The sequence below is a fragment of the Arthrobacter sp. T572 genome (assembly GCF_056780115.1).
In genome coordinates, this window is sequence record NZ_JBRAZQ010000001.1 from 216552 (window position 1) to 225829 (window position 9278).

Below are 9278 nucleotides of genomic sequence, written 5' to 3' on the forward strand. Positions count from 1 at the left end.
TGGCAAGGACGGAGTTATCGATACCCTTGATGACAGTCGGCGCCCTTGGAGCCGGCAAAGCCCGTCAGCCCAAGGTTGACTAGTGCTCAGACCCCGCCTCGTTGCCGAGCACCTGGTGGTGGCTGGTGGGAAGGTAACCCTCATCTGCATCCGCTGCGCTGGACCGTCCGCGGCTAGCGGGGCCGCGGGTTGGCGTGAGGCCCGGTTGTTGCAGACCTTGATGACGGATTCCTCCTCGATGGCGATTGGAACCAGAGCGGCGGGTGTCGTGACGTCGGTAAATGGAGCGGCATAACTTACCTCGTAAAACCTTGTACAAACGAGCCAGCCTCCCCATCACCGTCAAGTTACCAATGCCGTGGGAGGGTCGCACATGCTAAGGAGCGAGCCCTTCCGGTAGAAGACTCAACCTTCGTAACAGAAAAAAATGATAGCGCTTTCAAAGGCTGCTTGATAAGCTATGAAAGCGCTATCAAAGCATCTAACGTGGACGATCCACAACGAAGAGGAGCCCATGAGCAAGGACCTTGCAACCAGTGTGAACCAGAATGTTGTCTGGACGGCGGGGGCACTGACTCTTGAGATAGATCTCGGGCCGGACTCTGCGCCAGCTCTCCGTGCAATGACGTCATCTGGCAAGCGCTGGGTTTTTGACGGCTCTGTCTCCCTTGTGCATGTGCTGGCAGCGGGGTACGGGCATAGCCAAGCGAACAGCCGGCTGATCAAGTCCAGCATAGGGCAGGACTTTCGGTACGATCACCACATCTTCCGGCCGGCACAGGGCCAGGTTCCTGAGGCCCTTGAAATTGTTATGACGGCCCCGGACCCAGCGCTGCGTGCTACAGTCTGCCTTTCCTCCCATTCCGATGCCGCCGCAATTCGATCGAGCGTGAGGCTTGAGAATGTAGGCACGGAGACTCTCATCGTCCAGTCGGTTACCTCGTGGGCGGCTAGTTTTGGGGCCCCTGACGGGGTTCCGGCTTCCTTCTCCAGCTGGCACTTGCTTGAAGGTCAGAGTGACTGGCTTGCCGAGGGCAGGTGGAACAGTGCACCGCTTAGAGGCATGAACTTTCCAGTCCTGAGCCAGGAACTCACGGGACATGACCCTCGCGGGTCACGATCAGTAGTGTCAAAGGGGTCGTGGTCAACGGGCGCGTCGCTGCCGGTGGGTGCGGTCTTTTCTGAGGAGCTGGCTTTCAGCTGGGTCTGGCAGCTGGAACACAACGGCGCGTGGCGGTGGGAGGTCGGAGAGAACTCACATGACGGATATGTTGCGCTGTCCGGCCCTACCGAACTCGACCACGATTGGTCGGTGTCGCTCGGACCAGGAGAAATCTTTGAGAGTGTCCCTGTGACAGTTGCGGTAGGTGCCAATGTTACTAAGGCGGTAGCGGAGCTAACCGCCTACCGCAGGGCCGACCGTCGCCAGCACGTCGACAACGCTTCCCTGCCGGTGGTGTTCAACGACTATATGAACACCCTGAACGGTGATCCAAGTACTGATCGTCTTTTACCGCTGATCGACGCTGCCGCCGGTGCTGGCGCCGAAGTTTTTTGCATCGATGCGGGCTGGTACGACGACGGCGGCGACTGGTGGGACTCGGTGGGTGAATGGCTTCCCTCCACGGTTAGGTTCCCGGGCGGGCTTGGGGAAGTGATTGAGCGAATTAGAGATAAGGGCATGATGCCGGGCCTCTGGCTGGAGCCTGAAGTGGTGGGCGTACGCAGCCCCGCTGCGGCTAACCTCCCACGAGACGCCTTCTTCCAGCGCCAAGGTGAACGGGTTGTCGAGCACGGCCGCTACCATCTGGACCTTCGACACCCAGCCGCTGTTGTCCACTTGAACACTGTGGTGGACCGTCTGGTTCACGAGTTCGGGGTCGGATTCTTCAAATTCGACTACAACATCAACCCTGGGGTTGGAACGGATGTCGGCTGTGACTCACTGGGAGGGGGACTTCTGGGCCATAACCGCGCGCACCTCGATTGGCTGGACAGTCTTGCGAAGAGGCATCCCGATCTGATCATCGAAAACTGCGCCTCAGGTGCGATGCGTGCCGACTGGGCCATGCTCTCACGCTTGCAGTTGCAGTCGACATCAGACCAGCAGGACTTTCGCTTGTACCCGCCGATAGCCGCGGCCGCTCCGCTCTCGATGCTGCCGGAACAAGCCGCGAGTTGGGCGTATCCGCAACCAGAGATGAGCGAGGAACACGTCGCCTTCAGTTTGGCTACAGGCCTGCTTGGTCGCTACTACGTGAGCGGATACCTCAACCGTATGAGCGACAGTCAGCTGCTTTTGGTCCGTGAAGCCATCACGACAGCGAAACAGCTTCGCAAACGCATCAGCCGGTCAGTGCCTGAGTGGCCCCTCGGAATTCCCCGTTGGGATGATTCGTGGGTTGCGTTAGGGCTCGCTGATGACAGGTCCCGGCTCATAACCTTGTGGAAAAGGACAACAGCTCCGGGCAACGTGGCGCTCTCCTTTCCCGAACTCATTGGTGCCGATGTAATCGTCCGCACCGTCTTCCCAACCAGCCTGCCTGGATGGGAAACAACTTGGGATGCCGACACAGGCACCCTCCACGTTGTCGCCGGATCCGGCTCAGAAGCCGCCCGGACGATCGAACTCCGCACACAAACAGCAGGCCGATAGGGAGTTCACCCAAAGCTGAGCGACCATCATGGTCTTACTCATAGCATTCAAGGAGCAATCAATGAAGAAAGCTTTCCGCGGAGCCGCGATTGTTGCAGCTTCGGCAGCCCTCATCTTGACAGGCTGCACCAACCCATCGGCGAAGGGGGGCGCTAGCTCAGCCGTTGAATGGCCTAAACAGGACCAGAACCTCAGCGGCGTGCATCTCACTATCTGGGGAGGCGGTCTCGCGCCGGACTCCTACGCCGGCACAATAGAGCGTTTCGAAAAGCTCACAGGCGCAACAGTCGAGGTAGTCGTGCAACCCGACCCTTACGAGCAAACGATCCAGACCAAAGTGGCTACAGGAGACTTGCCTGACCTGGCAAACTGGCAACCCACTGGTTCCCAGCTGAGCGCCATCAACGCAGTCAAGAACCTGCAGCCGCTGGAAGGTGCACCGTGGTTGGAGTCCTACAAGCCCGGCTATGCCGACATAACAGGCAAGTTGAACAACACGAGATACGCTGCGCTCATTTCGACGCCTGCTGTGGAGGGCGTATTTTTCAATAAGCAGGTGCTCGAGAAGCATGGCATCACGGCAAGACCGGGCAATTGGGAGGAGTTCGTTCAGCAGGCGCGGGATCTCAAAGCAGCGGGACAGGTTCCGTTTTATGAAATGGGCGACCCTGGATGGTCGACTCAGTGGTGGGTTCAAGTGCAGCTGGCAGAGGCTGCCAGGGATGGACTGTGGGACCGTATCAACACCAACAAGGAGCAGTTCACGAGCCCGACAATTCAGTCGGCGGTGGACGAGTATTCGTCCTTGATCAAGGAGGGCCTGTTCAACGCGAACATTAAGACGGCCACTTTCGATGATCAGGCTGAGGCATTGCTCTCTGGTGACACGGCAATGGTCCTCCAAGTAAATTCCTTCCTTAACAACCTGCAAACGAAAGCAGATACTGCCGAGTTGGACGAGAAGATTGGTTTTTTCCCCATCTCGAAGGAGGGCAATCTGGGTACGGTAATTCCCGATCAGAACAATGCTCTCGTAGCCTTTAAGACCGGAGACGAAAAGCGAGAGGCGGCCTCACGCCAGTTCCTAAGCTTCCTCATGGGCGATGGTTACGGAGAGTACATCAAGGACGTGAATACCGTATCGCTTCTCGAAGGTGTCGAGACTCCGGATACGGTTCCTCAGGCGCTGCGCGATGTCGCCGCGGTCGTACCTGATTCCATTGGGTCCATGCAAGTACTGGCCATCGCCAACCCCGACCTGTGGATCAACCTGACGAACATGATCCAAGGAACCCAGTCACCAACAGAGGTGACAAAGGCTACCCAGGATCAGTTCGCCCAGTTTGCTAAGGCGCTGGGCGCCCCTGGCTTCTGATCAGTGTGACGCGGGGGCATCACACCATGTCCCCGCATCACCTTCAGGGCTCTCGAAAGGATCGAGAAATGACGTTATCAACGACACGTGTGTTGTCACAGAACTCGGCCGACACCACGCGGATACCCAACAAATCACGAAAAGAACGGCGCAAGGGTGGTCTCGGAGGTAAGGCGGACCATCCCCTCTACTTCCTCACCCCGGCCTTGGTCGTTCTGGTTGTGTTTTTCCTACTTCCGAGCCTGCTGACCTTTGTCTACACGTTCACGGACTGGTCGAGCTTTAAGTCGGAGATCAACTTTGCGGGCTTAGCCAACATCAGGGATGTTGCCGCCAACGGGGTAGTTCTCCGCGACATCGGCATCACCTTGGTCTATGCGACCCTGGTGGCTCTCTTTCAGAACCTTTTCGGGTTGCTGCTTGCCTTGGTGTTTGAAAGGGACACCCTGCTTAATCGGATTGGCCGTGCCGCGTTCTTTGTCCCGGTTGTCATGTCAGCCCTGGCCGCGGGGTACGTCTTCCGCGCCTTGTTGCGACCAGACGGTGCAGTCAACGAAATCCTCGCTTTTCTTACCAACCAAGACATCGATATTGCCTGGTTGGGCAATACGACGTGGACCATCGTAGTCGTCGCCCTCGTGCATGCTTGGAAGTGGATGGGCCTCTCAATGCTTATTTTCCTGGCCGGCCTCAAGACAATCAGCAACGATGTACTCGAAGCTGCCCGCATTGATGGGGCAAGTTGGTGGCGCACCTTCACATCGATCCGGTTCCCATTACTCGCTCCTGCCATCACGTTCAACGTTGCCACCGCCCTACTGGGCTCCATGAACGGTTTTGATACTGTCCAGGCAACTACCGAAGGTGGCCCCGGCGGTACAACCGAGGTGCTTAACATTTTCATTTTTCGGACCTTCGGTCAGGGGCTTTACGCCCAAGCCACCACAATGAGCCTGCTGCTGTTCGTGATGATCGCGGCACTCGCCTTTCCCGTAATCCGTTTCCTCCGTAAGAGAGAGGACGTGCTATGAACGGCGCTAACGGCCGTAATCCTCTGGCGTTGGCCGCGGGCCGGGCGAAGCAGCCCGCTCTCGCCGTTGTCCTGATGGTTTTGCTTCTCGGAGTACCTTTCTGGGTGGCACTCGCCACGGCCGGAAAGACCCTGCAGGAAGCACAACGACCCAACCTGACACCGCCAAACGACTGGTCGCAACTTTTCACAAACTTCGCTACCGTGCTCACCAAAGGTGAGATGGTCTCAGCCTTTTTCGGAACTCTCCTTCTCGTGGTGCCATCCGTAGTGCTCGTACTCTTCCTCGGCTCGATGGCAGCCTGGGTGCTTGCCCGGCGGAAAGGTAAAGCAATTTCATTTCTTTACGCCTTGGCAATAAGCGGGCTTGTTTTGCCGCCCGCTGTAGTCACGATCGTGCTTCTCCTGCAGTTATTGGGCCTGGACGGCACGCCGACCGGGATGATTGGCGTATATGTAGGCATGTACCTTTCAACCGCAATTTTCTTCATGACAGGGTTCATCCAAACCATCCCCCGCGAACTCGAAGAGGCCGCTCGGATGGACGGCGCAGGGCCGGCTCGCGTGTTCTTCGGAGTAATCTTCCCGCTGCTGGGTCCCACGGTAGCTACGGCAACCATTCTTATAACGCTCTTTATTTGGAACGATGTGTTCTACGCTCTGTTTGTCTTGGGGGGCCGAATGGATACGCTGCCGCTCAATCTGTATAGCGTGGCAAGTGCCGGGCTCTACCTCAATAACTGGCAGCTGATCTTCGCTTACGTGATCCTGATGAGCCTGCCGTTGCTCATCGTCTTTGTCACGATGCAGCGCCGGATCATATCCGGAGTCACCAGCGGAGCCGTTAAGTGAACTCAGACAGGATTCAGAAATGATTGACCAAGACACCGCCGAGGTTGACGGCACTCTTACACCCGTGCCGGTCCCTGTGCATCCAGAGCAGTCCGCACCGTTGTCCCGGCTGGAGGTCGATTTTCAGCGCCCCACGGGGCCGGTGCATGGCGGAGCCACGGGCATGCTGTACGGACTCAGCGACCCGGGAGTTCCGGCGCGCCAACTCCTTTCGGGAGTCCGGCCGCGCACCGTGGCTCAGAAGTCGCCAGGGGGAGCCCAGCACCCCAACGGAGATGCCCTCGAGATCGCACCAGACTTCCTTGCCGCCGGTGGTGAGCAGGTACTCGTCTATTTGCAGGACGACTACGCCGATTGGCCTTACGAATTCCTCGGCATCGAAGACTACGCGGAGCGGGTCATCGCCCGGGTCCAATCGGTCCTGGAGTCCAAACATTCCAAGGCGTTCGCTTGGGTCCCATTCAACGAACCCGACTGGATCTGGTACCCCGACTGGGAACGCGATAGAGAGCGCTTCTTCGAACATTGGGCTCTCATTTACCGTGCCATCCGGAGGGTCGATCCGGACGGATGCATCGTAGGACCAAATGAAATGCGGTTCCGGCCGGTGCGGCTCAGGGACTTCCTCACCTGGGCCAAGGTTAACAATGTCCTGCCTGATGTGATGAGCTGGCACGAACTTGAACCTGCTTCGCTCGGAGCTTTCGACAAGCATTTACGCGAATACCGTGCCCTTGAGCATGACCTCGGAATCGGCCCGTTACCCATCAACATCGACGAGTACGGCAATCGACGTGACATGTCCGTGCCTGGGCAAATGATCCAGTGGATAGCCATGTTTGAGCGAGCGAAGGTTGACGCCGACATCGCATACTGGACCATGGCCGGCAACCTTGATGATCACGCCGTTCAGAACACGGGCGCCAATGGTGGTTGGTGGCTCCTTTTTTGGTACGCACGTCTGACTGGATACACCGTCGAGGTGACACCGCCCTTTCCCGGAGTGCCCGACACGTTGCAAGCTGTTGCCGCTGTAGACGCAGAACGGCGAAGGGCCACCATCATCCTCGGAGGTACCGGCGGTGCGATCGAGGTGGCACTGGAAAATGTGTCACGGCTCGCCGACGATCTCCGGCTCGATCCCGGTGACGTCGTCCGCATAGTCATTGAGCGAACCACATGGACCGGTCAGGAAGGTCTTTCCAGCCGTCCCAGCGTCCTCGAAGTGATCGAAATTCCATGGACCGGCAGCCTCCCCGTGCTGTCCATTGGCATGCACGACAAGATGTCCGCCTATCGCGTTACTGTTACCGCCGGCAATACACCCGCCTCGAACAAAAAACCCGATACCAGATGGGTTCGCCTCGAGGCCGAAGACGCTCGAATCGAGCATGGCGACATCAGGATCCAAGATGACGACGCCCAGAAATATGCCGCGTCCGGCGGAAAGGACGTTGCCGGCCTAACGCACGCCAACAGTTCAGTAACTTTCATGGTTACAGCACCCAACAGCGGTGCATACGAGTTCGTGCTGACCTACGGCACGGCGGGCGCACCGGGGCGCCTTGCCGTTTATCTCGATGACGTTTTTCTCGAAATTTTGGACTGCCCGGCAACTCTCTCTGACGAGTACCGGGGCCAACTGACCCGGCGTCTGCAGTTGGAGGCAGGACCGCACGAACTGTCATTCCGCGTGTCAGGCCCGGAGGGTGAAGTCGGTGGGGCAGCAGCGTCTCTCGATTGTCTGGACCTAAGAGAAGCCATCACCTCGGTTGCAGAAACGTACCCACTATTTGACGCCGAGCTGACGGGGAACGCAGTGCAGTCAGGAGACCACCTTCACCTGCCCCCTGACAGTGGGGCACACTTCTGGATAACTGCAGACGAAGACGGCTATTACGAAATCGGAATTCGCCTTCAACCTGGCTCCAAGGTTCCGTTGCTTTCCATTAACGGCACGGAAGTGGCATTTGTCGACGCACAAGCCCAAGTAGTCGACCAAACCGATTCAACGTCCAGTATGACTGCATTCCTTTCCCGCGGAATAACAGAAATTGTCATTACTAGTGACGGGATTGCTACTACGGTTCTCGGCCTCACTGTTGCAAGGCGACCGGGGCACGACAAAAGAAGCCGGGTTCTAGTGCCGCAGGGGCAAGTCGACCTCGAAACCGGACCGTGCACTTTCGAGCGGCCATCCTCAATTGAGGCAGGACCCACCGTTGTAACGATCGGCTACGCGAATGGGCTAAAGAATGACGCGGAAAACTACAATACCGACGTTGTGACGCTGAACGTGGCGTTGCAGGAGGATGGTGGATCTGCGACGATCGTTCCCTGCCGTCACTCCTACTCCTGGGACAGCTTCTGGACGACCGCCACGACTGTGGAACTTGTTACCGACACCAACGACTTGAAGCTGATGGCGGCAGGTCCAAGGGCGCCTAAAGTGGCCTTTGTTCAACTGTCTCCGCTAGTCATCGATCCGGGCTGGACCTGAGCTTTAGGACATATTCAGCAATCGCTAGAGGAAACCTTTGAGCGCGCTGCTAGGTCCGCATGCCACAGTTCGTCCTGTGCAGCCTGAATGACTGGTGATAATTCTTGACTTTGGGCGACGGTAATAGGATCGGGAACTGACAGCACCAGGCCTAGGCGGCATATCTCCAGCAAGAACTACCGTCAAGGCACAGGCGTCGCCGGGACCAGGTGACGCCTGCGCCGCAGATGATGTGTTGGTCCTGTGCATAAGGTCCAGGGGCCATTACCCCTGTTTGCACTGAAACAAACCCACGCTTACGAGGTGGCGCCTGCCGGGTCTCCACCGGCCGCATGACCCGCTGCCGGAGGCAAGACCGGCCAGGGCGCCGCCTCGTTCACGCTGTGTTGACCGACCGAAGAACCGTACGCCCCTGAAGAAAGGTACACAATGTCTACTGAAGTGGACATGATTGAAATACTGGTAGACGGCAACGCTAACCTTCATGACCTCTTGTGTGCGGCTGAAGAAACAATGCGGCAAAGGGCGATGACAATGCGGCATGCGGGTGTCCTGATCACACGTCACAGCCTGCGCAGATATACAGTCTCTATCGATAAAAAGGTGCCGTTCGGCCAAACCTACGAGCACTCCATTTAAGCGAACGGGCCAAACACACTCTCGGCCGCCAACGAACGCTGACGCGAACGTCGACGAGCGCGGCGCGTCTCGTGAAGTCCTAATTCGATTTGACGCACGCCTCCTCCTCCGCAATTTGCCGTGAGCTGTGAAAGCGGTATCATGAGATCGTAAGAAGGCACCATCGGCGGCGCGGCCACATGATTGTCTAACCGTCGCTGGCCCCTAATTCAGGTCGGTACGCAAG

The 9278-nt window shown here is 57.8% G+C and carries 6 protein-coding genes; all 6 read left to right on the forward strand.

Going from position 1 to position 9278, the window contains the following annotated elements; translation table 11 throughout:
- The first annotated feature begins 1351 nt into the window (after window positions 1-1351).
- Complete coding sequence (locus ACUYMZ_RS01045; protein ID WP_481601809.1) at window positions 1352-2656, forward strand: glycoside hydrolase family 36 protein; 1305 nt, start codon at window positions 1352-1354, stop codon at window positions 2654-2656.
- A gap of 61 nt (window positions 2657-2717) precedes the next feature.
- A complete protein-coding gene (locus ACUYMZ_RS01050) occupies window positions 2718-4031 on the forward strand; it encodes an ABC transporter substrate-binding protein (protein WP_481601810.1) in 1314 nt (437 codons plus the stop codon).
- 68 nt (window positions 4032-4099) lie between these two features.
- Window positions 4100-5062 carry a carbohydrate ABC transporter permease gene (locus tag ACUYMZ_RS01055; protein ID WP_481601811.1) on the forward strand — a complete coding sequence of 321 codons (963 nt, stop codon included), beginning with the start codon at window positions 4100-4102 and terminating at the stop codon, window positions 5060-5062.
- Window positions 5059-5913 (forward strand): carbohydrate ABC transporter permease, encoded by an 855-nt coding sequence (locus ACUYMZ_RS01060; RefSeq protein WP_481601812.1) that lies wholly within the window; start codon window positions 5059-5061, stop codon window positions 5911-5913. The genes ACUYMZ_RS01055 and ACUYMZ_RS01060 overlap by 4 nt, the downstream gene beginning before the upstream one ends.
- A gap of 19 nt (window positions 5914-5932) precedes the next feature.
- Window positions 5933-8413, forward strand: coding sequence for a hypothetical protein (locus ACUYMZ_RS01065; protein ID WP_481601813.1), 2481 nt, complete (start codon window positions 5933-5935; stop codon window positions 8411-8413).
- A gap of 429 nt (window positions 8414-8842) precedes the next feature.
- Entirely contained in the window at window positions 8843-9052 is a 210-nt protein-coding gene (locus ACUYMZ_RS01070) for a hypothetical protein (protein WP_481601814.1), read from the forward strand.
- Window positions 9053-9278 lie beyond the last annotated feature (226 nt).

Coding starts and splice junctions, on each gene's coding strand:
- ACUYMZ_RS01055 (WP_481601811.1), top strand. CDS start 4,100: ATGACGTTATCAACGACACGTGTGTTGTCACAGAACTCGGCCGACACC.
- ACUYMZ_RS01060 (WP_481601812.1), top strand. CDS start 5,059: ATGAACGGCGCTAACGGCCGTAATCCTCTGGCGTTGGCCGCGGGCCGG.
- ACUYMZ_RS01065 (WP_481601813.1), top strand. CDS start 5,933: ATGATTGACCAAGACACCGCCGAGGTTGACGGCACTCTTACACCCGTG.
- ACUYMZ_RS01070 (WP_481601814.1), top strand. CDS start 8,843: ATGTCTACTGAAGTGGACATGATTGAAATACTGGTAGACGGCAACGCT.
- ACUYMZ_RS01050 (WP_481601810.1), top strand. CDS start 2,718: ATGAAGAAAGCTTTCCGCGGAGCCGCGATTGTTGCAGCTTCGGCAGCC.